Source organism: Agromyces sp. NPDC029043, from assembly GCF_055564615.1.
The window spans coordinates 187,463-209,888 of the sequence record NZ_JBVHVX010000005.1 but is presented as its reverse complement, the minus strand read 5'-3'; the positions used below and the strand labels follow the sequence as shown (position 1 = coordinate 209,888).

General features: G+C 72.7%; 20 protein-coding genes. 6 read left to right on the top strand and 14 right to left on the bottom strand.

Annotated elements, in window-relative coordinates:
• Positions 1 to 31 precede the first annotated feature (31 nt).
• From ACZ4TW_RS09150 to ACZ4TW_RS09095, 12 genes are all read right to left on the bottom strand, one after another.
• The gene (locus ACZ4TW_RS09150; protein ID WP_465542239.1) at positions 32 to 2,056 is read right to left on the bottom strand and encodes a beta-galactosidase; all 2,025 of its coding nucleotides are present in this window, start codon (positions 2,054 to 2,056) and stop codon (positions 32 to 34) included.
• Between the two features lie 96 nt (positions 2,057 to 2,152).
• A complete protein-coding gene (locus ACZ4TW_RS09145; RefSeq protein ID WP_465542237.1) occupies positions 2,153 to 3,316 on the bottom strand; it encodes an ABC transporter substrate-binding protein in 1,164 nt (387 codons plus the stop codon).
• Between the two features lie 351 nt (positions 3,317 to 3,667).
• Positions 3,668 to 4,873: an alpha-L-fucosidase gene (locus ACZ4TW_RS09140; RefSeq protein ID WP_465542235.1), complete on the bottom strand. Its 1,206-nt coding sequence runs from the start codon at positions 4,871 to 4,873 to the stop codon at positions 3,668 to 3,670.
• Positions 4,870 to 5,559: a hypothetical protein gene (locus ACZ4TW_RS09135; protein WP_465542233.1), complete on the bottom strand. Its 690-nt coding sequence runs from the start codon at positions 5,557 to 5,559 to the stop codon at positions 4,870 to 4,872. Before ACZ4TW_RS09135 ends, ACZ4TW_RS09140 begins: the two co-directional genes overlap by 4 nt.
• 9 nt (positions 5,560 to 5,568) lie before the next feature.
• Positions 5,569 to 6,492, bottom strand: a complete 924-nt coding sequence (locus tag ACZ4TW_RS09130) for a carbohydrate ABC transporter permease (protein ID WP_465542231.1) — start codon at positions 6,490 to 6,492, stop codon at positions 5,569 to 5,571.
• Positions 6,489 to 7,478, bottom strand: coding sequence for a carbohydrate ABC transporter permease (locus ACZ4TW_RS09125; RefSeq protein WP_465542229.1), 990 nt, complete (start codon positions 7,476 to 7,478; stop codon positions 6,489 to 6,491). Before ACZ4TW_RS09125 ends, ACZ4TW_RS09130 begins: the two co-directional genes overlap by 4 nt.
• Before the next feature lie 72 nt (positions 7,479 to 7,550).
• On the bottom strand, positions 7,551 to 8,864 hold the full coding sequence (locus tag ACZ4TW_RS09120; protein WP_465542228.1) for an ABC transporter substrate-binding protein: 1,314 nt from the start codon (positions 8,862 to 8,864) through the stop codon (positions 7,551 to 7,553).
• A 115-nt stretch (positions 8,865 to 8,979) separates the two neighbouring features.
• Positions 8,980 to 10,041 carry a family 43 glycosylhydrolase gene (locus tag ACZ4TW_RS09115; protein WP_465542226.1) on the bottom strand — a complete coding sequence of 354 codons (1,062 nt, stop codon included), beginning with the start codon at positions 10,039 to 10,041 and terminating at the stop codon, positions 8,980 to 8,982.
• A complete protein-coding gene (locus tag ACZ4TW_RS09110; protein WP_465542224.1) occupies positions 10,038 to 11,135 on the bottom strand; it encodes a Gfo/Idh/MocA family protein in 1,098 nt (365 codons plus the stop codon). The genes ACZ4TW_RS09115 and ACZ4TW_RS09110 overlap by 4 nt, the downstream gene beginning before the upstream one ends.
• Complete coding sequence (locus tag ACZ4TW_RS09105; protein WP_465542222.1) at positions 11,132 to 11,893, bottom strand: cupin domain-containing protein; 762 nt, start codon at positions 11,891 to 11,893, stop codon at positions 11,132 to 11,134. Before ACZ4TW_RS09105 ends, ACZ4TW_RS09110 begins: the two co-directional genes overlap by 4 nt.
• Positions 11,890 to 12,825, bottom strand: coding sequence for a DUF6807 domain-containing protein (locus ACZ4TW_RS09100; RefSeq protein ID WP_465542220.1), 936 nt, complete (start codon positions 12,823 to 12,825; stop codon positions 11,890 to 11,892). The genes ACZ4TW_RS09105 and ACZ4TW_RS09100 overlap by 4 nt, the downstream gene beginning before the upstream one ends.
• An 86-nt stretch (positions 12,826 to 12,911) precedes the next feature.
• Positions 12,912 to 13,451: a putative immunity protein gene (locus tag ACZ4TW_RS09095; protein ID WP_465542219.1), complete on the bottom strand. Its 540-nt coding sequence runs from the start codon at positions 13,449 to 13,451 to the stop codon at positions 12,912 to 12,914.
• A 157-nt stretch (positions 13,452 to 13,608) separates the two neighbouring features.
• On the opposite strand from ACZ4TW_RS09095, the gene ACZ4TW_RS09090 reads away from it, so the two are divergent.
• On the top strand, positions 13,609 to 14,277 hold the full coding sequence (locus ACZ4TW_RS09090; protein WP_465542217.1) for a hypothetical protein: 669 nt from the start codon (positions 13,609 to 13,611) through the stop codon (positions 14,275 to 14,277).
• A gap of 35 nt (positions 14,278 to 14,312) precedes the next feature.
• On the opposite strand, the gene ACZ4TW_RS09085 is transcribed toward ACZ4TW_RS09090, so the two are convergent.
• A complete protein-coding gene (locus tag ACZ4TW_RS09085; RefSeq protein WP_465542216.1) occupies positions 14,313 to 15,341 on the bottom strand; it encodes a LacI family DNA-binding transcriptional regulator in 1,029 nt (342 codons plus the stop codon).
• Between the two features lie 145 nt (positions 15,342 to 15,486).
• Between ACZ4TW_RS09085 and ACZ4TW_RS09080 the strand changes: the two genes are divergently transcribed.
• The 5 genes from ACZ4TW_RS09080 to ACZ4TW_RS09060 are packed head-to-tail and all read left to right on the top strand — an operon-like array spanning position 15,487 to position 21,240.
• Positions 15,487 to 16,479: an NAD-dependent epimerase/dehydratase family protein gene (locus ACZ4TW_RS09080; RefSeq protein ID WP_465542214.1), complete on the top strand. Its 993-nt coding sequence runs from the start codon at positions 15,487 to 15,489 to the stop codon at positions 16,477 to 16,479.
• Entirely contained in the window at positions 16,476 to 17,483 is a 1,008-nt protein-coding gene (locus ACZ4TW_RS09075; protein WP_465542212.1) for a 5-dehydro-4-deoxyglucarate dehydratase, read from the top strand. The genes ACZ4TW_RS09080 and ACZ4TW_RS09075 overlap by 4 nt, the downstream gene beginning before the upstream one ends.
• The gene (locus ACZ4TW_RS09070) at positions 17,480 to 18,592 is read left to right on the top strand and encodes a mandelate racemase/muconate lactonizing enzyme family protein (protein ID WP_465542210.1); all 1,113 of its coding nucleotides are present in this window, start codon (positions 17,480 to 17,482) and stop codon (positions 18,590 to 18,592) included. Before ACZ4TW_RS09075 ends, ACZ4TW_RS09070 begins: the two co-directional genes overlap by 4 nt.
• Positions 18,589 to 20,070, top strand: coding sequence for an aldehyde dehydrogenase (NADP(+)) (locus ACZ4TW_RS09065; RefSeq protein WP_465542208.1), 1,482 nt, complete (start codon positions 18,589 to 18,591; stop codon positions 20,068 to 20,070). Before ACZ4TW_RS09070 ends, ACZ4TW_RS09065 begins: the two co-directional genes overlap by 4 nt.
• Positions 20,071 to 21,240 (top strand): MFS transporter, encoded by a 1,170-nt coding sequence (locus ACZ4TW_RS09060; RefSeq protein ID WP_465542206.1) that lies wholly within the window; start codon positions 20,071 to 20,073, stop codon positions 21,238 to 21,240. It abuts the gene before it with no gap.
• A 67-nt stretch (positions 21,241 to 21,307) separates the two neighbouring features.
• Here the strand turns inward: ACZ4TW_RS09060 and ACZ4TW_RS09055 are convergent, their stop codons facing one another.
• Positions 21,308 to 22,405 carry a DUF2510 domain-containing protein gene (locus ACZ4TW_RS09055; RefSeq protein ID WP_465542204.1) on the bottom strand — a complete coding sequence of 366 codons (1,098 nt, stop codon included), beginning with the start codon at positions 22,403 to 22,405 and terminating at the stop codon, positions 21,308 to 21,310.
• Positions 22,406 to 22,426 lie beyond the last annotated feature (21 nt).

Sequence of the window (22,426 nt, the reverse complement as noted above, 5' to 3'; positions counted from 1 at the left end):
GAACCTCCTCGGTCGGCTGATCGTACGACGCTCAGTCGGTGAGCACCATGGTCCAGTCGTATGCGCCGAGTTCGACGCGCGCGACGCGCTCGCCCGTGACGGCGTCGAGGCCCGCGATGTCGACGGATGCCACGGGGCCGCCGTGGTTGACGAGCGTGAGCAGCCGCCCCCGCCGGGCGGCCTCCACGTGGTCGGGCAGCCCCGCGGCGACCGGCTCCACGTCGGTCGCCGCGAGGAGTCGGTCGACGACGGCCTGGACTCCGGCCTCGTCGGGGATCGTCGCGAGGTAGCGCGCGGTGCCTGCTCCGGCGGCTCGCACGGTGAGGGCGGGGTCGCCGGCGCGTCGGCCGGCGGTGAAGGTCGCCTCGACGCGCGCGTCGGCGGCGATCACGTGCAGCTCCTCGGCGAGCAACGTGCCCGTGCCGGCGAAACCAGGGGCCGACTCGACCGCCTCGCCCGCGAACGGCGCCTCCCGCTGGCCCGGGTGGTCGCCTGGCGTGGACGGCGCGACCAGCGCCCCGAAGTCCTCGATGCGGATGCCGCAGAGCGGTCCGAGCTGTGTCGCGAACCCACCCTCGCGGAACCGGTCGACCTCGTCGACCACGTCGGTGAACGGCCCGACGAGGAGGTGCCCGCCGCCGTCGACGAAGGACGTGAGCGCCGCGGCATCCGCCTCTCGGACCAGGTAGAGCAACGGCGCGATCGCGACGTCGTAGTCCCCGCCGACCCGCGCGGCGGGCACGACGTCGACCTGCACGTGCCGGCGGTGCAGCGCGCGGTACCAGCGCTGGATGACCGCGAGATAGTCGATCCCGTTCTGCGGGTGGTCGGACGCCTCGACGGCCCACCAGTTCTCCCAGTCGAACACGAGCGCGACCCGCGCGTCGCGGGCGCCGGCCGGCAGTGTCGGCAGCGCCGCGAGATCGGCGCCGAGCGCGACGGCTTCCCGCCACGTGCGCGTGTCGGTGCCGGCGTGCGGCAGCATCGACGAGTGGAACTTCTCGGCGCCCGCCCGGGACTGCCGCCACTGGAAGAACAGGATGCCGTCGGCGCCGCGCCCGATCGCCTGCGCGCTGAGCGCCGCCATCTGCCCCGGCGCCTTGGGCGCGTTCGCCGGACGCCAGTTCAGTGCATTGGTCGACTGCTCCATGAGGATCCACGGCACCTCGGGCTTGAGCGACCGCACGAGATCGCGCTGGAAGGCGGCCGCACGGAACGACTCGGGATCGTTGGGGTCGGGGTAGGCGTCGTCGCTGATGACGTCCATGTGCTCGGCCCACCCGGCGTAGTCGGCGGGCTTGAACGCGCCCATGAAGTTCGTCGTGATCGGCTGCGTTGCACCCGCCGCGCGGATGATCTCGCGCTCCAACAGGTAGCACTCGAGCAGCATGTCGCTCGTGAACCGGCGGAAGTCGAGTTCCTGGCCGGGGTTGCGGGAGTACGGCGCCTTGCGGGGCGGGAACACCTCGTCGAAGGACTGGTACCGCTGCGACCAGAAGTTCGTGCCCCACGCCCCGTTCAGCGACTGGACGTCGCCGTAGCGTTCGGCGAGCCAGCGCCGGAACGCGTCGCGCGCGGCGTCCGAGTAGTCGGCGTTGAGGTGGCAGCCGTACTCGTTGTTCACGTGCCACATGACCACGCCGGGGTGCTGCGCGTACCGTTCGGCGATCGCCGTGACGAGCTCCCCAGCGAGCCGGCGGTACACCGGCGAGGATGGCGCGAACTGCTGCCGGCTGCCCGGCCAGTACGTGGCGCCGTTCTCGTCCTGGGGCAGCATCTCGGGGTAGGCGGCCGTGGCCCACGGCGGCGGCGACGCGGTCGCGGTCGCGAGGTCGACGGCGATGCCGCCCTCGTGCAGCAGGTCGATCACCCGGTCGAGCCAGGCGAAGTCGAACTCGCCCTCACGCGGCTGGATGCGCGACCAAGCGAAGATGCCGAGGCTCACCATGGTCACCCCGGCCTCGCGCATGCGCGCGACATCCTCGGGCCACACCTCCTCGGGCCACTGCTCGGGGTTGTAGTCGGCGCCGTAGTGCACGCGGGTCTCCTCGGTCATCACAGGTCGAAGGGTTTCCGTTCGTCGCGAGGTGCACCCGACGGTCGGGGTCGGTCGCGACGAACGGAAACCATGGGCCGGAACAGCGGCCGGGCGTCAGCCGAGGATCACGCCCGCCTCGGTGAAGAACTGGTCGACCGCGTCATCCACCGTGATCGCGCCGAGACCGATGGACTTGCCGAGGTCCCAGAAGGTCTGCTCGAGCGAGCCGTAGCCGACCACCGGCACGGGCGGGGCGTCGCCGATGCGGTCGGCGACCGACTCGAGGTACTCGGCGACCTGTGCGTCGGCACCCTCGAGCGAGGCGCCCGCGAGCTTGGTCTCCGACGCCGGGAAGCCGAGCGTGGTGCCGAAGACCTCGCCGGCCTCCTCGCTGTTCACCACGAAGTCGAGCCACAGCGCGGCCGCCTCGGGGTGCTCGGTGTCGGCCGAGATCGCCATCTGCAGGCCGGCCTGGCGGTAGAGGTCCTGGCCGTCGGGGTCGTCGGTCGGCGGCGCGACCATCGTGATCGACGTGGCGCCGGAATCGGCCAGGTAGCCGCCGAGGAAGTTCGACCAGCTGCCCTCGCTCGCGGTGAGGTTGGCGCCGAAGCCCGAGATCGGGGCGATCTCCTCGAGCTTCTGCTGCGGGATGGTGACGCCGTCGCGCGCGTCGGCGCCGGACTCCCAGAAGTCGCGGAGCTGGTCCTCGGTGAAGCCGAGCTCGCCGTCCTCGGTGTAGAGGTTCTCGCCCTGCGCGCGCAGGACGTTCTCGAACGTCTGGATGCGCTGCGTCACGTCGGTGCCGCCGTAGACCGCGCCGCCCGTGGCCTCGGTGACCGACGCCATCCACTCGGTGTACTCCTCGTACGAGGTGCCGCCTTCGTACGGCTCGACGCCGGCCTGCTCGATGAGGGCGTCGTTGAGGAAGATCGCCCACGCGCTGTAGCCGGTCGGAAGCGAGTACTGCGTACCCTCGAGCTGCCCGGTCTGCTTCAGGCCCTCGTCGAACGCGTCGAAGTCGATGTAGTCGCCGACCTGCTCGAGGTCGAGCAGGAGCCCGGGCTCGGCGTACTCGCGGAGGTACGAGTCGGAGAACTGCCACACATCGGGAAGACCGCCGCCGGCCGCCTCGGTCTTGCGCTTCTCCCAGTACGACGGGAAGTCGGTGAACGTGCCGTCGATCGTGATGTTGGGGTGCTCCTCCTCGAACGCGTCGATGAGCTGCTGGTAGCGCTGGGCGCGGTCGTCGTTGCCCCACCACGTGAAGTTCAGCGTCACCTCCTCGTCGGGGTCGTACGCGGATGCCTCGCTGCCGCCGCTCGCGCATCGGTGAGCGCGAGGGCCGCAGCCCCCGTCATCGCCGCCGCGGCGAGCATGCGTCGCCGGCCGTTCCTCGTGAACATGTGTCCTCCGTCGTCGTCGTCGGGTTGTCGCGCGCTGGGGGTTAGGGAAAGCGCTTCCCGCACTGTAGCGTGCGACGTCGGAAACCGTCAACGCTCGACGTGAGGAAGATCATGGACGACGACGGGATGGCGCTCCGCCTCCCCGCGGCAGAGCAGCGACCGCCGCGTCGCCGGCCCGCGATACCGAACGAGTGCGACCGGCACGGCCCCTCGCGCTGACCCTCCGCTACTCGGGCAGCGGCACCACGAGCACCGGTGACCCGTCGCGCACCCGCGGCTCGGCCGCGGGCGCGTCGGTGACGACGACCACCTGCGACGGGGCGCGCCAGGCCCGCCACCACGCGGCATCCGGCACCTGCACCTCGCCGTCCGCGAGCATCGACCGGCCCAAGGTGTGCGGCTTGATCGCCGTGAGCCACGGCGCGACGCCCTCGAGGGTCCGCCGCTGCACCCCGGGCAGGCGGCCGGATGCCTCGGGGCCGACATTGAGCAGCAACCGGCCGCCGCGCGACACCACGTCGGCCCAGTGCTGCGCCAGCTCGCGGGGCGACAGCGTCGACGCGACATCCTCGGCCCGGTTGAACCCGAACGAGAAGCCGAGGCCGCGGCAATGCTCCCAGCCGACGGAGGCCTCGTGCTGGGCATGCGCGTCGTACTCGCTCGTGCGGAAGTCCCACACATCGGCGCCCCACCGGTCGTTCACGATGCCGTCGGGGACTCGGCGCCGGTAGTACGCCAGCAGCGATTCGAGCGAGTACGGGCCCGGCTGCTTCGCCGCATCGGGCCAGTCGATGTCGTTCCAGAGCAGGTCGGGGCGGAACCGGTCGATCAGGTCGGCGGCATGGCCGTGGACGTAGGCGGCGTACGCCGCGTCAGTCGGGCGCACGGTCTCGACGTCGCGGGTCGAACGCAGGGGTGGCAGGTCGGCGAACGCCCAGTCCAGGCCGCCCGAGTAGTACACGCCGAACCGCAGGCCCTCGGCACGCACCGCGTCGGCCAGGGGCGCGATGAGGTCGCGGCGCGGGCCGCGCGCCACCGTGGTGAGGTCGCCGGATCCCGGCGCATCCCACAGTGCGATGCCGTCGTGGTGCTTCGTCGTCGGCACGACGTAGTCGGCCCCGACCGCCGCGAAGAGCCGCGCCCAGTCGGCCGGGTCGTACGCCTCGGCGAGCCAGTCGTCGAGGAACGCCGCGTACGGGCGCCCGCCGTGCGCGCGGGCGTGATGCTCGGCCGCGGGCGAGCCCTCGAGCCTGATCGTGTTGGCGTACCACTCCGCGTACGCGTTGTGCGCGAACCACTCGTCGTCGGGCACCGCGCCGAGGGCACCGGATGGCTCCGCCCAGGCCGGCACGGAGTAGGGGCCCCAGTGCACGAAGATGCCGAGCGTCGCATCGCGCGCCCAGCGCGGGAGCGGTCGGCCTGATGCATTCACACGTGGCGGTCGACGGAGGTCGCGTCGTCATCGTCGCTGCGCCCGCCCCGCGGCCGTTCTGGGACGGCCACGATCGCAAGCGCGACGCAGCCGAACGCCGGCACGACGAGCGGAAGCAGCTGCCACGTCACGACCGCCGCGAACACCCCCGTCGCGACGAGGTAGGCCGCGCCGATCGGGTCGCCGGCCACCGCGGCGGGGACGGAGCGGAACGCGCCGCGCCATCCGTGCCCGGGGGTCCACAACCCCGCCGCCGTGAAGAGTGCGAGCGCGAGCGCCGCGAGACCGAGCCACCCGACCGCCGCGACCACCGGGCCGCCGGGCAGCACGCCACTGCCGGCCAGGTCGATGTCGAGCAGCAGCACGAGCGCGAGCACGAGCGTGCCGACGCCGACGCCGATCCCGCCGAAGAGGCCCGCCCGGACGTCGGACCAGAACATCCCGAGCGAGGACGATTCGGCCTTCAGGAACCGGCGCAGGTGGCGGACGCCCGCCGCGAGCCCGGCCGGCAGCGTCACGACGGGGATCGACACGATCGCGACCAGCACGCCGACGAGGAGCACCTCGCCGAGCAGGCCGAACGCGCTCGTCGCGCCCGGGAAGCGGGCCGGCACCGCACCGGAGCGGACCGGGCCGCTGCCCGACCGCTCGGCGCGGCGCGCCGCACGCTCGCTCGCCCGAGACATCCGCTCGTCCTAGCCCTTCAGGCCCTGGGTCGCCACGCCCGCGACGAGGAACCGCTGGAACACGATGAAGAAGATGAGGATCGGCAGCAGCGCCAGGAACGACACCGCGACCGTCGCGCCGTAGTCGGACGACGAGGTCTGGTCGTTGTAGAGGCGCAGCGCGATCGGGAGCGGATACAGCTCGGGGCTGTTCACGTACAGCAGCGGGCCGAGGAAGTCGTTCCAGGTCCAGATGAACGTGAAGATCGCCGAGGTGATCAGCGCTGGCTTGATCAGCGGCAGGATGATCGAGAAGAAGATGCGCCAGTGCCCGGCGCCGTCGATCTTGGCCGCCTCGTCCATGTCGCGCGGGATGTTGCGGATGAACTGCACGATCAGGAACACGAAGAACGCCTCGGTCGCGAGGAATTTCGGCAGGATCAGCGGCCAGTACGTGTCGACCAGTTCCAGCTTCTGGAACATGATGTACTGCGGGATGATCACGACGTGGAACGGCAGCAGCAGCGTGCCGATCATCGCCGCGAACAGGATGCCGACGCCCCTGAACTGGACGCGGGCGAACGCGTAGGCCGCCAGCGCCGAGCTGAGCAGGGTGCCGACGACCGCGGCGACCGCGATGATCAGCGAGTTCGCGAAGAACCGCCATAGCGGCACGCCCCCGATGCCCTCGAGCACCTTGAAGTAGTTGTCGACGGTGGGCTGGTCGGGCAGCAGGCCCGGGTTCTGGCCGAACTCGCTCGACGGCTTGAACGTCGCGAACGTGAGCCACACCAGCGGGTAGAGCACGATGGCCGTCAGCGCGAGCAGCACCACGAACCAGATGATCGTGTTGATCGTCTTGCGCTTGACGCGGCGGCGACCCCCGGTGGGACGCTCCGCCAGTTCCACCTCGAGGAACTCGGGGCGGGCGATCTCGGAGGTTGAGGTGGTCATCGGTTCTCTCCCGCGTAGTGCACCCACGACTTCTGGGTCTTGAACAGGATGGCGGCGATGATGGCGACCACGATCACCAGGACCCACGCCATCGCGGCGGCGTAGCCCATCTGCAGGTCGGCGAAGCCGCGCTTGTAGAGGTAGACGGTGTAGAAGTTGGTCATGCCCGCGGGCCCGCCCGAGCCGTTGGAGATGATGTAGGCCGACGCGAACACCTGGAACGCGTTGATCAGCTCGAGCAGCAGGTTGAAGAAGATCACGCTGGAGAGCATGGGGAACGTGACCGAGCGGAACTTGCGGACCGGGCCGGCGCCGTCGACCTCGGCCGCCTCGTACAGCTCCTGCGGGATCTGCTTGAGGCCGGCGAGGAAGATCACCATCGGCGCACCGAACTGCCAGACGGCCAGCAGGATCATCATCGGCAGTACGAGGGCCACGTTGCCCACCCACCCGCCGAGCTCGATGCCGAAGAGGCTCAGGGTGTTGTCGACCGGGCCGTCCGTGGAGAACATCGCCCGCCACACGATCGCGACCGACACGCTCGCGCCGATCAGCGACGGCGCGTAGAACGAGGAGCGGAAGAACGCGGACCCGCGGTCCCGGTAGTTCAGCAGCATCGCCACGCCCAGGGCCGCGGCGAGCTTGATGGGCGTGCCGACCAGCACGTAGACCAGCGTGATCTGCACCGACTGCAGGTACACCGGGTCCTCGGTGAACATCCGGACGAAGTTGTCGAATCCGACCCACTCCGGCTCGGTGAACAGGTTGTACTTCGTGAACGCCAGGTACAGCGAGTACAGCATCGGCCCGAGCGTCAGGCCGATGAACCCGATCATCCACGGCAGGAGGAAGGTGTAGCCGGTCGCCGTCTCACGACGGTTCCGAGCCCTGATGCCCGCACGAGTCGGGACATCGGGGCCGCGACGGCCGGGACGCTTGGCGTCCTCGTCGGCCGTGACGATCGCTCTCGTCAGGGTGGTGCTCACAGTGGGTCTCCGTTCGGTCCTGAGGCTACTCCGGGCCCGGACCGCGGTGCGCGGCCCGGACTCGGACGGCCACTACTGGTTCAGGACGACGTCCATCTCGGCGAAGAACTGCTCCACGGCCTCGTCGACGGTCAGGGTGCCGTAGCCGAGCTCCTGGCCGATCTGGCGGAACTTCTCCTCGAGCGTGCCGTAGCCGACGATCGGCACGGGCGGGGCGTCGCCGAGGCGGTCGGCGATGGACTCCTCGTACGCGGCGATCTGCTCGCCGAGCGCGTCGAGCTCAGCGCCCTCCAGCTGGGTCTCCGAGGCGGGGAGGCCGCGGTTGGTGCCGAACGCGGCGCCGACCTCGGGGGCGTTGACGAGGTAGTTCAGCAGCGTGGCCGCCGCCTCGGGGTGGTCGGTCGTCGAGGCGATCGAGTGCAGCATGGACGGCTTCAGGTACAGGTCCTTCGCACCATCTTCGGTGACGGGCGGCGCGACCAGGCCGAGCTCGGTGTAGTTCTCGCCGAGGTTGCCCAGGTACCCGGCACCGAAGTTGTCCCAGGTCAGCTCGCTGGCGGTGAGGGCCGAGTCGAAGCCGGAGAGCGGGTAGACCTCTTCGAGGCGCTGCTGGCCGATGACCGAGCCGTCGGTGCGAACCTCATCGCCCTGCTCCCAGAACGCGGCGAGGTCCTCCTCGGTGAAGTTCGGCTCGCCGTCGGGCGTGAAGAGGTCCTCGCCCTTCGCGCGCTGCTGGATCTCGAAGTTCTGGATGCGGCCGGTCCAGTCCGTGCCGCCCCAGACCTCAACGCCGGCTGCGGTCGACGCGTCGGTGACCTCCTTCATCCAGGCGTTGTAGTCCTCCCAGTCGCCGCCGCCGAACTCCTCGACACCCGCCTGCTCGAGCAGGACCGGGTTGGTGTACATGCCCCACGCGTTGGTCGACGTCGGGATGCCGGTGGTCTCGTCGCCGACGACGCCGATCTGGAGGATGTTCTCGCTGAGGGGCTCGGTGTCGATGATGGTGCCGAGGTACGGGGTGAGGTCGAGCAGCAGGCCGGTCTCCGAGTACTGGCGCAGGTAGGAGTAGTCGAACTGCATGACGTCGGGCAGGCCGCCGCCGGCCGCCTCGGTCTGGCGCTTCTCCCAGAACTCGGGAAAGCCGAGGAACGAGGTGTTCACCGTGATGTTCGGGTACTCCTCGTTGAACGCGGCGATCGCCTCCTCGTACATCGCGGCGCGGACGTCGTTGCCCCAGAACGCGAAGTTGAGCGTGACCTCCTCATCGGGGTCGTACGTCGCTGCCGGCTCGTCGCCGCCACCGGCGCACCCCGTGAGCACGAGGGCCGCGCTCGCCGTGACTGCCGCCGCGGCGAGCGCCGCGCGACGGGTGCGAATGTTGAACATCGTTGTCCTCCCGGAAACGTCTCTGTCTGCCTGGTGCGGATGCGCTGCTGGGAAAGCGCTTCCCCAAACTGTAGCCGCTTCCCAGGCCTCGGTCAATGCGATCCAGAAAATCGTTTCAACCGAGGCTGGATCGTGAGGGAGCCCGGCGGGCGGCGGGCCGCATGTCGCCTCGCGCGCCGAGCGGGGCGACCGGCGCGTCGCGATCGCAGCGCAGCACGCCGTCGACCACCGTGAGCGGTGCGGCGAACACGGCGCTCCGGCGCGCTGGCGCGGCATCCGTCGACCCCAGCTCGGAGCCGTTCCATTGCGGGTGCGTGAAGTAGAACAGGACGGCGCGATCGCCGTCGACCACGACGTCGCCATGCCGTCCGAACGTCTCGTCGCCGCGGCGCCCCGGTTCGCCGAGCATGACGTCGTCGTCGCCGCCCTGCCGGGTCCAGCGGACGGCGTCGGGCGAGCGATACACGGCCATGCCGCGCCACTCGTCGACGACCATCCACCACCAGCCGCTCAGCTCGAACACGTTCGGCCCCTCGTGCGGCCGGCCGCCGATCGCTCGGCCCTCCACCCGCCACGATCCGGGCGCGAGGTCGGAGCTCGCGGCCACCCACGTCGTCGAGTCGTCCGCCTCGTCCTTGTACCAGAGCCGCCAGAGCCCATCGGGGCAGCGGGCGACGCACGCGTCGATCACGCGATCGCTCGACAGCGGGATCTCGCCGACGACGCGCCAGTGCGCCAGGTCGTCGCTCACGTACTCGACGATCCGGCGCGCGTGGCCCTCCCACCGATCGGGGATGCCGTCGATCACCGTGAGGTACATGCGGTACCGGCTCCCGTCGTGGATCACCTCGGGCGCCCAGTGGGTCTCGGCCCACTCCGACTCCGGCCCGCCGCCGATCCGAAGGCCGTCGAGCGTGCCGGCGTACCGCCAGTGCTCGCCGTCCACGGAACGGGCGATGCCGATGCGACTGCCGTGCACCCACGCGACGCCGGGCTCGTCGGCCGTCGAGCGCCGCTGGGTGTAGAACATCCACCACTCCCCCGTCGCGTGATGGCGGATCACCGCGGGATCGGCGGCGCCGTCGTGCACGGGATCGTGGAAGAGGGCGTGGTCATCGGTCGCGCATGGGCCGACGGGGTCGAGCGGGTCGACGGATGCCGCGGCGCGGTCGCTCATCGCCGCAGGTCGGTGATCGGGCTCTCGAGGCTTCGCAGGCGATCGGCGTCGTCGCGCAGCGCCTCCCGCGTGACCGTGCGGCCGGCCGTGGCCGAGGAGTAGATCGCCGTCACGATCTCGAACGAGCGAGCCGGGTCGGTCGCGGTCGACGGCAGCGGCTCGCCTGCGACGAGCGAGCGGTAGATGTCGCGCACGAGCGGATCGTGCCCGCTCGGTTCCTCGACTTGCGGCAGCGCCGCCCACGCCTCCGCCGCCGCCTCGTCGACGCCGGGCGCCGGGGTGATGCGCCAGTGCTCGTGCCCGTGCCCGTACAGGTGGTCGACGGTCACGGTGGCGAGCTCGGTGTCGATCCGGATGGAGCTCGTCTCGCGCGGCGAGAGCGCGCTCGTGATGACGGACGCCACGGCACCGCTCTCGAACGCGACGGTCGCCGTCGAGACGTCCTCCATCTGGGTCTCGCGCGCGAGCCGCCACAGCTGCCCGTTCACGCTCGACCATTCGCCGAGCAGCCACGCCATGAGGTCGATTTGGTGGATGCCGAGGCCGAGCGTCGGCCCGCCGCCCTCGGTGGCCCACTTGCCGCGCCACGGGACCGCGAAGTACTCGGGCGCGCGGTACCAGAGCGTCTGGCAGGTCGCGACGAGCGGGCGGCCGAGCCCGCCGGAGTCGAGCAGGCCCTTCACGTGCGCGGCGGCGGTTCCGGTGCGCTGCTGGAACACGACGGCCAGGCGTCGGTCGTTGCGGCGCGCCGCCTCGGTCATCGCGTCGAGCTCGTCGAGTGAGAGCGCGGCGGGCTTCTCGCAGACCACGTGCACGCCCGCCTCGAGCGCGGCGATCGCCTGCTCGGCGTGCACGCCGGGCGGAGTGCAGACATGCAGCACGTCGACGCCCCCGTCGGCGAGCAGCGCATCGAGGGAGTCGGCGACAGCCGGTCCGCCCCACCGCTCGGCGAAGGCGCGCGCGTGGTCGAGGTCGCGGTCGACGACGGCGACGAGCTCGGCGTCGGTCGTGGCCCCGATGGCCTGGGCGTGCGCGTTCGCGATCGCGCCGGTTCCGATGATCGCAGCGCGGAGCGGGGTGGTCGGGGCGGTCATCGGTCTCCTCCGGTGGGGTCGACGGGTGCGTCGATGGGTTCGATGGTCGTGTCGTAGCGGTGCAGCCGGCCGCACATGCCGAAGGCGGGGGCGGCGGATGCGTCGGCCACGCGCGCCGTGGCCAGGCCGGCATCGTCGCCGTTCGCGAGCGCGTCGAGGCGGTCGCCGGTCTCGCGGACGACGGCGAGCGCGCCCGCCTCCCAGCGCTTCCGCCACTCCGCCGCGCGCGGAGCGACGAGTGCCACCGCACGGGCGTGCAGTCGGGCGAGGCGGTCGGGATCGACGGTGCGGTCGTCGCGGAACAACGCGAGGTAGCCCTCGACGGCGAGATCGCGACGGGCGCGCGCGGCGGCGAGTCGGTCGGCGTCGGATGCCTCGGGCCCGGGCAGCGCCGCGGCATCCGCGTAGCGCTCGGGGTCGGCGAGCACGTGGCCGGGGAACGTCATGACGGCGTCGCCCGCCTCGGGGAGGCCCGCGTTCTGCATGATCACGCGAACCTCGAGCGCGCCGTCGTCGACCGCGCGGTGGATCACTCCGGGCGCGAACCAGACGAGGTCGCCGGGCGCGAGGGGGCGCTCGGCGAACGTGCCGCCGCCGTCGATCGTGTGCAGGCGACCGCGACCGCCGACCACGAGGTAGGCCTCCGTCGACACTGTGTGCAGGTGCGGCGTGCCGCCCGCGATGCCGTCGGGCGCGACCGTGTCGTAGACCTCGACCGCGCTGACCGAGGTCGCACCGGGGAACGCGGGCCGGGTCACGACCGCCCCAGCAGTGCCGGCAGCCCCGCCGTCGCGGCGGCGGCCAGTGCGGCCGCGCGCTCGGAATCGGCGGCGCCGTCGGCGATCACGATGCCGTAGCGCAGGGCCATCGTCGCGCCGGGCCCGATGACGTGCTCCTCGCTGAAGAACGGCGCGGGGCACAGGCACGCGAACTCCTCGCTGCGTGCGAACCACTGCGGCGGATGCTGCAGGTTGCCGGGATCGTCGACCATGACGACGGTCGAGGCCGCATCGACCTCGTCATGGCGGCCGGTGAAGCCCATCCAGGGAGCGCGGGTGCCGCGAAGCTCGTCGCCGCCCTCGACGCCCGGCGCAAGCACCTGTCCGCCGGTGAACGACCGGGGCCCGCGCCAGAAGAGCCCGCCGTAGCCGGCGTTCTCGCGACCGCGGGTCGTGGGCGACCCGACCGGGACGGCGCGCTCGGTGCGATTCGTCATGCGGGTGGCGAAGCCCAGCAGCCAGGCGTCGCCGGCGAGCGCGGATGCCGCGACCGTGCGCTCCTCGTCGAAGAGCGTCTCGCCGGTCTGCGTCACCCATTCGAGCCGCTCCACGGTGCGGGCCGCGGCGGACGCCGCCGCGGAATTGGCTCGCTCCTCGTCGAAGCCGACGTGACGCTGCTCGCCGTTGTTCGGCAGCTGCACGTACCCCTCGCCGCGCACGAACGTGGGCCCGCCCCAGAAGTTCTCGTCGCCCACGACCGGGAGCGACCAGGCGATGCCCTTGTGCCAGACGTGGTCGTGCGGGCGGTAGAGCGTGACGGTCGCGCCGCCCAGTGTGCGGACGGGGCTGAAGTAGGGCCGCGGCGACTCGAACGCGGGGTGGACTGGCCGGAAGACGTACTCGGCGAGGACCGCGTCGCCCGCCCGGATCAGGAGGCGATCATCGCGCTCGTCGATGCGGAGGTCGTGCATCCGGGCTCCTTCGGGTCCTCGTCGATCCGGCGCCGCTCCCGACCGGGTGTCCGCTTCGGAAAGCGCTATCCCAGCAGCCTACACGCTCACGACGTCTCGCGCAGGGTGGAATCGAGGAGCCGCATCAGTTCCCCCACGCGCCCGTCGCTCCGCGGTGCGACCGGATATCGGCGCAGGACGGCGACGACCGTCGCCGGCGCCTCGCGGATCGCCGCCTCGGCGACGGCGTCGCCCACTCGGGCATCGTCGCCGGCATCGAGTTCGGCGGCCCGCGCGGCGCGGGCCGCAGGTCCCAAGATGTGCTTGACCTGATCGGCCTGGGCGAGCGGATGCAGGAAGGCCGCGGCGGCCGCGCCGCTCGCCGCGTGCGCGGCCTCGGCGGCGGCCGGCGTCGCCGCCGACTGGACCGCGCGGAACGCCGCCCAGGCCCTCGAGCGCAGGGCGTTCGTGCGGTCCGCCCCCGCGGCGAAGGCGACCGCCGCGTCGATCGCCTCGCGGGGGCGGGCGTCGTCGGGCATCTCGGCCTCGAAGATGGGCAGCACGGTGCTCGCCCACCGCGCCGCATAGCCGGCGACCTCTCGGAGCTCGTCCTCGCTGAGCGCGATCACGTGGGAGTCGGTCGGCATGGGTCCATCCTGCTCCTGCTCCGGGCCGTGCGCACCCGCTCGCACAACCGGCCGGACCGACGATGTTCGCCGCGACATCAGGTACCGGAGTACCGGAGGTCGTGCGGCGGGACCATGGACCCGTTCCGGGTCGCCGGGGGATCGGCAGACTCGGCCCATGCCCTCCGCCCGCACGGTCGCGTTGGCCGTCCTGATCCCGCTGACCGCGGGAGCCGCGGCGCTGCACCGGCTCGGCCGCACCTCCGGCTCCACGGCCGCCGAGCGCCGCGAGCGGCTCCCGGGTGACGAGGTCGTCGACCGCCCGCAGATCGTCGCGACGCACGCGGCGACCCTTCCCGCCCCGCCCGACCGGATCTGGCCCTGGCTGGTCCAGGTCGGCTGGCACCGCGGCGGGTGGTACACCCCGCGATGGGTCGACGTGCTGCTGTTCCCCGACAACTGGCCGAGCGCCAACCGCATCCACGCCGAGTTCCAGGACCTCGAGGTCGGCGACGTCATCCCCGACGGCGCGCCGGAAACGATGTGCGGCTTCACGGTGCGCGAGGTCGAGCGCGCCGGCCACCTGCTGCTCGAGTCGACGACGCACCTGCCGCTGTCGTGGAGGCAACGCGACCTGGCGCGCCTGCACTGGACGTGGAGCTTCCGCCTCATCCCGGTCGACGGCGGCCGTGCCACGCGTCTCGTCTTCCGCTGGCGCGCGCGCACCGCGCCGTGGTGGCTGACCCTCGGTGCCCACCTGTTCGTCGTGCCTGCCGACTTCATCATGTCGCGCGGCATGCTGCGCGGGTTGCGCGAACGCGTCGCCGAGCCGTCCTCAACGCCCTGAGCGCGGATGACGCGCCGGCGTGGAAATGTCCGCACTCACGCCGACGCCCCGACCGCGGCCGGCGCCGCGGTGCTGTCTCGGGCCTCGAGTCGCGGCCGGTACAGCACGGTGTGCTCGACCGGCCCGCCGGCGATGAGGGTGCGCAGCCGAGCCCACACCTGCGCGCCGATCTCGCTGCGCGGCACCGACATGCTCGTGAGGCGCGGCGACGCATACCGCGCCATCGGCACGTCGTCGAAGCCCGCGACCGACAGGTCGCCCGGCACGTCGACGCCGAGTTCGCGCAGCCGGGCGAGCAGGCCGAGGGCGACGAGGTCGTTGAACGCGATGACCGCGGTGACGCCGGCGCGGTGCGCGTCGCGCACGGCGTCGGCGACGGCCTCCCCGTCCTCGGGATGCGACCCGCCGGGAATGGGGTCGATGCGCACCCCGGGGTGCAGCGCGAGCGCCTCGTCGACGCCGCGCAGCCGCTCGGCGTTCGACGCGCTCGTCGCCGGGCCCGTGACGAACGCGAGGTGGCGGTGGCCGAGCCCGACGAGGTGCTCGACCAGGTCGCGGATGCCACGCACGTAGTCGACGCCCACGATCGGCACGTCGAGGTCGGCCATGGGTCGGTTCACGACGACCACGGGCGCGACGCGCTCGACGAGCCGGCGCAGGCGCGGGTCGGGGAGGCGCGGCGCGCACAGCACGAGGGCGTCGCAGCGCTGGCGCGCCTCGATCGCGGTGGTCTCCTCATCGTCGACGCGTTCGGCCGTGTCGGCGACGAGCACCCGGTAGCCGTCGTCGGCCGCTGCGCGGCTCAGCCCCTTGAGGATGCCCTGGAACAGCGGATTCTCGAGATCGGGCACCACCATCGCGACAGTCGTGTTGCGTCCGTGCACGAGGCTGCGCGCCACGAGGCTCGGCGCATATCCGAGCGCGGTGATCGACGCCTGCACCCGGCGCACGATGTCGGGATCGACGCTCCGCCTGCCGTTCAGCACGCGCGACACGGAGGCAGGCGACACGCCCGCGTGCGCGGCGACGTCGGAGATCGTCACGCCCCTGCTGCGCTCGCCCATGCGTCTCTCCCCGGATGTCGCGACCTGCTGCCTGCACGGCGGGAAATCGGTTCCTCAGTGTAGCGTCCGGGTTGCCCCCAGCACCGCCTTTCATCTACTCTCGCTGTGAGAAATCGCTTTCTCGACTCGCCGGACAGGAGCATCGATGCACGTCGTCGTCACCGGATCGTCGGGCCGCCTCGGGCGCTCGCTCGCGATCGGACTGGCCGCCGCCGGCCACGACGTCACCGGTCTCGACCGCGCCGGCGCGGGGCTCGCGGGCGTCGACGAGCGCACCGTCGACCTCGCCGAGCCCGGTGCGGCCGGTGCGGTGCTCGCCGAGCTCCGCCCCGACGCGCTCGTGCACCTCGCCGGCATCGCGGTGCCGTTCAGCGCACCCGAACGCGACATCCTGCTCACGAACACGGCCCTCGCGCACGACGTGCTCTCCGCCGCGGCGTCGGCCGGGATCGCCCGCGTGCTCGCGGCGTCGAGCCCGACGCCGATCGGCTACTCGTCGCCCGCCTGGCGCGCGGCCGCGGTGCCCATCGACGAGACCCACCCGCTCGAGCCCGCGAACGCGTACGCGCTGTCGAAGGTCGTCATGGAGGAGACGGTGCGGATGTTCGCGCGCACGGCCCCCGGCGCGTTCGGGTTCTTCCGGCCCTGCTACGTCATCTCCCCCGAGGAGTGGGCCGGCGCGCCGACCCAGCAGGGCCACACCGTCGCCGAGCGCCTCGCCGATCCGCGGCTCGGGGCCGTCAGCCTGTTCAACTACGTCGACGCGCGCGACGTCGCCGCCTTCGTCGACGCGTGGCTCGCCGCCCCGGCCGACGCGGTCGACGGCGAGGGCTTCTTCGTCGGCGCGGCCGACGCGCTCGCTACCCGCCCGGTCGCCGAGCTGTGGCGCGAGTTCGCGCCGGGCCTCGGTCCCGCCGCCGATTCGCTGGAGGGCAGCGCGCCGGTGTTCTCGATCCGCAAGGCGGCCGACCGCCTCGGCTGGATGCCGCGGCGCGACTGGCGCACCGAGCTCGCGGCCGCGACTCCCGACATCCCCGCCACCGAGGTTCGTCGCGCGACCGCCCCGCCCGACGCGCATGCTCCCGACACCGGAAACCATTCGGTCGGGCGGCACACCACCGGAACGAGGACCGCATGATCACCCCGACCGCACGCCTCGACTTCGACGGGGTGCTCTTCTTCCCCGTCACCCCGTTCGACGCCGCCGGCCGCGTTGACCTCGACGTGCTCCGCGAGCACCTCGCGACGCGCCTGCCGTTCGGCCCGGGCGGCGTGTTCCCCGCGTGCGGCACGGGCGAGTTCCACGCGCTCGCGGCGCGCGAGGCCATCGAGGTCGTGCGCGAGAGCGTCGACGTCGTCGCCGGCCGCGTCCCGGTGATCGCGGGCGCCGGCGGTCCGCTCGGTCACGCGATCGAACTGGCGCGCGGTGCGGCCGACGCCGGCGCCGACGGGCTGCTGCTCCTGCCGCCGTACCTCGTCGGCGGCACCACCGACGGGCTCGTCGCCTGGACCGAGGCGGTCGCCGCGGCATCCGAGCTGCCCGTCATCGTCTACCACCGCGGAACGGCTCGCTACACGGCTGACGCGGTCACGCGGCTCGCCGCGAACCCGAAGATCGTGGGCTTCAAGGACGGCACCGGCGACATCGGCCTCGCCCAGGAGATCGTGCTCGCCGCCGAGGCGGCGGGCCGCGACGACTGGGCGTTCTTCAACGGCCTGCTCACCGCCGAGCTCAGCCAGGGCGCGTACCGCGGCATCGGCATCCCGCTGTACTCGTCGGCCGCGTTCGCGATGACCCCCGAGCTCGCCGGGCTGCACTACCGCGCGTACGTCGACGGCGACGAACCGACGCGGATGGCGCTGCTGCGCGACTTCTACGCGCCCCTGGTGCGCCTGCGCGACGAGACGCCCGGCTTCGGGGTGTCGCTCATCAAGGCCGGCCTGCGGCTGCGGGGGCTGCCGGTCGGCTCGGTGCGCCCGCCGCTCGTCGACCCGACACCCGAGCAGGAGGCGCGGCTGCGCGCGATCCTGGACACCGGCCTCGCACTCGCCGAGCGGTTCGGTCCGGGTGAGGCGGATGCCGCGGAGCCGGCCGCGCCCGCGACGAGCTCCGCCGCTCCGGCGGAGGCATCCGCCCGGTGACCGCGACGATCGCGCGCCTCGCCACCCGGCCGATCAGGATCCCGCTCCGGCGGCCGTGGGGCGCCGACGTGCGCGAGATCTCGGTCGTCGAGGTCGAGGTCGGGGACTCCGACGGCGCCGTCGGCTGGGGCTTCTCCTGGACGCCGTCGATCGGCGCCGCGGCCGTGCGGGCCCACCTCGACCACGACATCCCCGCGTACGCGGTCGGGCGCGAGGCCGAGCCATCCGCGCTGTGGGAACCGCTGTGGACGCACCTGCACGAGGGCGGCGGGGGCGGCATCACGACCATCGCGATGGCCGGGCTCGACCTGGCGCTCTGGGACCTCGCCGGTCGCCGTGCGGGCGTCGGCGTCGCCGACCTCATCGGGCGGAGGCACCGGACCGCGACGGCCTACGGCAGCGGCGTGAACCTGCACTACCCGCTCGACGAGCTGGTCGCGCAGGCCGAACGCTGGGTCGCCGCCGGGTTCGACGCGGTCAAGGTCAAGGTCGGCAGCCCCGATCTCGCGCGCGACCTCGAGCGAATCGCCGCCGTGCGCGAGGTGATCGGCCTCGAACGGCGGCTCATGATCGACGCGAACCAGCGATGGAGCCTCGAGCAGGCCGAGCGTGCGATCGGGGAACTCGCCGCGTTCGACCTCGCCTGGATCGAGGAACCGCTGCGCGCCGACGACCTCGCGAGCCATGTCGAGCTCCGTCGCCGCATCGACGTGCCCGTCGCCCTCGGTGAGAACCTGTACACCCGCTACCGGTTCGCCGAGTTCATCGACGCGGGCGCGGTCGACATCGTGCAGCCGAACGTCGTGCGGGTCGGCGGCATCACGCCGTTCCTTCGGATCGCCTCCCTCGCCGCCGATCGGGGCATCGAACTCGCCCCGCACCTGCTGCTCGAACTCTCGGCGCAGCTCGCGCTCGCCCTGCCCGGCGAGCACCTCGTCGAATCGGTCGAGGACGCCTCCTTCGAATCCCTCGGCGCGCTCGCCGAGCCGGCGCCCGTCGCCGTCGCGGGCGCCACGGCGACCACCACCGGTCGTCCGGGGCTCGGCATACGATTCATGAGCGAGCACACCGATGCCGCGGCATCCGCTCGACCCACGGAGGAATCATGACCGACATCGCCGCCACCCCGACCGCCGCCGGGCTCGACGAGGCCGCCGTCGCCGCGCGCCGCGCATTCTCGGTGACCGTCGCCTCGACCGCCGCCGAGCGTGCCGCCTGGCTGCGCGCCGCAGCCGACGCGCTCGACGCCGCACGCGACGAACTCGTCGCCATCGCCGACGAGGAGACCCGCCTCGGGCCCACGCGGCTGAACGGCGAGGTCGCCCGCACCAGCGCGCAGCTGCGCCTGTTCGCCGACGCGATCCTCGAGGGCTCCTACCTCGAGGCGACGATCGACCGCCCCGACCCCACGACCACGCCGCCTCGCCCCGACCTGCGGCGCATGCTGCGACCGCTCGGGCCCGTCGCGGTCTTCGGCGCGTCGAACTTCCCGTTCGCGTTCTCGGTCGCCGGCGGCGACACGGCCTCGGCCCTCGCAGCCGGGTGCCCCGTCATCGTCAAGGGCCACTCCGCGCACGCGCGCCTCTCGCGGCGCACCGCCGAGGTCGTCGGCGAGGCACTGCTCGCCGCGGGTGCGCCCGAGGGCGTCTTCGGCCACGTCGAGGGTCGCGAGACCGGCGTGGAGCTCGTGCAGCACCCCGAGATCCGCGCGGTCGGATTCACGGGCTCGCTCCATGGCGGACGATACCTGTTCGATCTCGCGCAGCAGCGCCCCGACCCGATCCCGTTCTACGGCGAGCTCAGCGCCGTGAACCCGGTGCTCGTCACGGCGGCTGCGCTCGACGCGCGCGCCGACGAGCTCGCGGCGGGGCTCGCCGGGTCGTTCACGCTCGGCGCCGGACAGTTCTGCACCAACCCCGGCGTCGTGCTCGTGCCGGCCGGGTCGGGATTCGCCGAGCGCGTCGGTGCCGCGGTCGCCGCGACCTCCGCCGCACCCATGCTCACCGACGGCATCGCCGCCGCGTTCGCCGACGGCCTCGGGGGCCTCGCCGGTCGCGACGACGTCGAGGTCGTCGCCGGCGACCCGGTGCAGCAGCCCGGCACGGGTGCGCCCGTGGTGCTGCGCACGACCACCGCGGCGGTGCTCGCCGATCCGGGCGCGCTGTTCCACGAGTGCTTCGGGCCGTCGACCCTCGTCGTCGAGTACGCGGATGTCGCGGACGCCCTCGCGGCCATCCGCGCCGTCGGCGGCAGCCTCACCGCGACCGTGCACGCCCAGCCAGGCGAAGACCTCGCCCCCATCGTCGAGGTGCTCAGCGAGATCGCCGGCCGCGTGCTCTTCGCCGGCTGGCCGACGGGGGTCGCCGTGAGCTGGGCGCAGCAGCACGGCGGGCCATGGCCGTCGACGACGTCGATCCACACCTCGGTGGGCGTGACCGCGATGCGCCGGTTCCTCCGGCCGATCGCCTTCCAGGACGCACCGGATGCCGCGCTCCCGCCCGAGCTGCGCGAGGCTAACCCGCTCGGCATCCCCCGTCGGGTGAACGGCGTGCTCGAGCTGCCGGTCGTCGCGCCGCCGGTCGCCTGAGTGGGCGTCGCGACCTACATCGTCGCCGCCACGCCGCCGCGGCTCGCCGTCGGCGGGATCACGGTCGCGCTGCCGGTGCTCGCGGTCGAGCAACTCGGCGACGTCGCCGTCGGCGGCCTGCTCGCAGCGGCGGCACTCGGCCCGAGCATCGTCGCGGCGCCGATCGCGGGCGCGATGCTCGACCGCAGCCGGCGGCCGGGCGCCCTCGTCGCCGGTGCCGGCCTCGCGACGGCGGCGGCGTTCGCGATCGCTGCCTTCCTCGGCCCGGTACCGGCCTGGGTGGTCGCGCTCGCGCTCGTGCTCGCCGGGGCGACGACGCCCTTCTTCTTCGGCGGGCTATCGAGCTTCGTGACCGAGGGCATCCCCGACGAACGGCGCGCGTACGCGATCGACGCGCTCGCCTACAACCTCGGTGCGGTCATCGGGCCGGCGGTGGTCGCGGCGGCCACCGCCCTCGGCTCCGCCCGCGCGGCGACACTGCTCATGGCGGCGTTCGCGCTGCTCGGCGCCCTCGGCACGGTGCCGATGCGCCTCCGGCCGCTCGCGCACGCCCACGAACGCCGCCCGATGCTCGTCACGATCGCCGCCGGCTTCCGGCACATCACCACCCACCGCCCGCTCGCCGTCATCACGGCGAGCGGCACGCTCAGCCAGTTCGGCAACGGTGGCCTGGCCATCGCCGCCGTCGCCCTCTCGGTGACGCGCACCGGCGGTCCGGGCGACGGTCCGATCATCGTGACGGCCTTCGCCATCGGCGGGCTCCTCGGCGCGCTGTGGGGGTCGCGACGTCCCTCGCGCCGCGCGCCCGAGCTCGTGATGGGCGCCGGGTTCGCCGCGACCGGCGTCTTCACCGTGCTCGCCGCGATCGACCTGGGGATGGCCTGGGCGATCGCGGTGATCGGCGCGTCGGGGCTGTTCACCGCGTCGAGCTCTGCGGCGATGCTGCTCATCCGGAAGCAGCAGAGCCCGCCGACCCTCCGCTCGCAGGTCTTCACCGTCGGCGCCGGCCTCCGCGCGGCCGCCGCCGCCGCGGGTGCCGCGGCCGCGGGGATCGCCGCCGGTGTCGGCGCCGAGGCGCTCATCGTCGCGATCGGCGTGGTCTGGATCGCGTCGGGTGCGATGCTGCTCGCCTACCCGAGGGGCGCGCCCGCGATCGACGGCGACGGCTGAGCCATCCGCCCACCCCCTCGGGGCGCCGCGAGCGCATGACGGATGCCGCGGCATCCGTCACCCGACGTCACTGCACGTTGGTGAAGACGACCGACTCGTACACGAACGACGGCGCGGTCTCCATGGTCAGCGATTCGAGGTCGGCGACCGACCACGCCTCGCGCCACGTGACCGACTCGCCGGGCTGGACGGCGGTGGTGGGCGGGATGCCGACCTGCCCGCCCTCGGCGCCGACGTCGATGATGCGCGTCGCCTCGGTGCCGTCGGACGAGAGCGACGAGAGCACGACCGGCTGCACGCTCTCGTCGGACCCGTTGGTGAGGGTCAGCGTGAAGACGATGTCCTCGGCCTGGTCGGAGCCGCCCGCGAGGTTCGACGGCGTGAACGGCTCAGGCTCCGACACGGTCATCGTGACGCCGTCGCTCCACTCCATCGTGTCGCCGAACGCGAGGCCCTCGAGCGAACCGGAGCCGGCCTCGTCGGTCGGGGCGGGCTCGGTCGGCACCGGCGTTCCCAACCCCTCCTCGATGCCCTCGCGGATCTCCTCCTGGATGACGCCCGAGTCGACGAGCTGCCCGAAGATGCCGAACGCGACGACGGCCGCCACGATCGCGCCGACGATCGCACCCACGATCGAGACGATCAACGCGACGATCGCCGGCCACTTCCGGCCCTTCAGGAACAGCGCCACGATCGACAGCACGAACGCGATCGGGAGCAGGATCCATCCGACGACCTGCACGAACGGGATGCAGGCGAAGATGAAGCCGACGCCGGCGATGACGAGGGCGACGATGCCGAGCACGTTCGGGCCGGATGGCTCGGAGCCGGGCCCGGGCGGCTGCGGGCCCCCCGGCACGGTCGCGGTGCCGTACGACGTCGTGCCGTACGAGGTGCTGCCGTATGCGGTGGTGTCGTACGCGCCCGAGCCGTACGGCTGCGCGGCGTACTGCTGGGTCGCGGACTGGTCCGCGGACGCGACGGAGCCGTACGGCGCGGTCGCGGTGAGGTCTTCAGGGGTCGCGGGATACGCGGCAGTCGCGCCTTGGTCGGCGGCGGGCGCGAGCGGGGCGGTGTGCTCCGTCCACTGCGTCCCGTCCCAGTAGCGCAGCGCGCCGCGGCCGTCGTCGTACCAGCCGGCGGGAGGGTTCGTGGGATCGGTCATGCTGGCGATGCTGCCAGCAGG

Bases quoted from the DNA above. Each gene is read 5' to 3' on its own strand.
- ACZ4TW_RS09150 (WP_465542239.1), bottom strand. From the start codon at position 2,056: ATGACCGAGGAGACCCGCGTGCACTACGGCGCCGACTACAACCCCGAG.
- ACZ4TW_RS09135 (WP_465542233.1), bottom strand. From the start codon at position 5,559: ATGTCTCGGGCGAGCGAGCGTGCGGCGCGCCGCGCCGAGCGGTCGGGC.
- ACZ4TW_RS09130 (WP_465542231.1), bottom strand. From the start codon at position 6,492: ATGACCACCTCAACCTCCGAGATCGCCCGCCCCGAGTTCCTCGAGGTG.
- ACZ4TW_RS09120 (WP_465542228.1), bottom strand. From the start codon at position 8,864: ATGTTCAACATTCGCACCCGTCGCGCGGCGCTCGCCGCGGCGGCAGTC.
- ACZ4TW_RS09115 (WP_465542226.1), bottom strand. From the start codon at position 10,041: ATGAGCGACCGCGCCGCGGCATCCGTCGACCCGCTCGACCCCGTCGGC.
- ACZ4TW_RS09110 (WP_465542224.1), bottom strand. From the start codon at position 11,135: ATGACCGCCCCGACCACCCCGCTCCGCGCTGCGATCATCGGAACCGGC.
- ACZ4TW_RS09100 (WP_465542220.1), bottom strand. From the start codon at position 12,825: ATGCACGACCTCCGCATCGACGAGCGCGATGATCGCCTCCTGATCCGG.
- ACZ4TW_RS09095 (WP_465542219.1), bottom strand. From the start codon at position 13,451: ATGCCGACCGACTCCCACGTGATCGCGCTCAGCGAGGACGAGCTCCGA.
- ACZ4TW_RS09090 (WP_465542217.1), top strand. From the start codon at position 13,609: ATGCCCTCCGCCCGCACGGTCGCGTTGGCCGTCCTGATCCCGCTGACC.
- ACZ4TW_RS09085 (WP_465542216.1), bottom strand. From the start codon at position 15,341: ATGGGCGAGCGCAGCAGGGGCGTGACGATCTCCGACGTCGCCGCGCAC.
- ACZ4TW_RS09080 (WP_465542214.1), top strand. From the start codon at position 15,487: ATGCACGTCGTCGTCACCGGATCGTCGGGCCGCCTCGGGCGCTCGCTC.
- ACZ4TW_RS09075 (WP_465542212.1), top strand. From the start codon at position 16,476: ATGATCACCCCGACCGCACGCCTCGACTTCGACGGGGTGCTCTTCTTC.
- ACZ4TW_RS09065 (WP_465542208.1), top strand. From the start codon at position 18,589: ATGACCGACATCGCCGCCACCCCGACCGCCGCCGGGCTCGACGAGGCC.
- ACZ4TW_RS09055 (WP_465542204.1), bottom strand. From the start codon at position 22,405: ATGACCGATCCCACGAACCCTCCCGCCGGCTGGTACGACGACGGCCGC.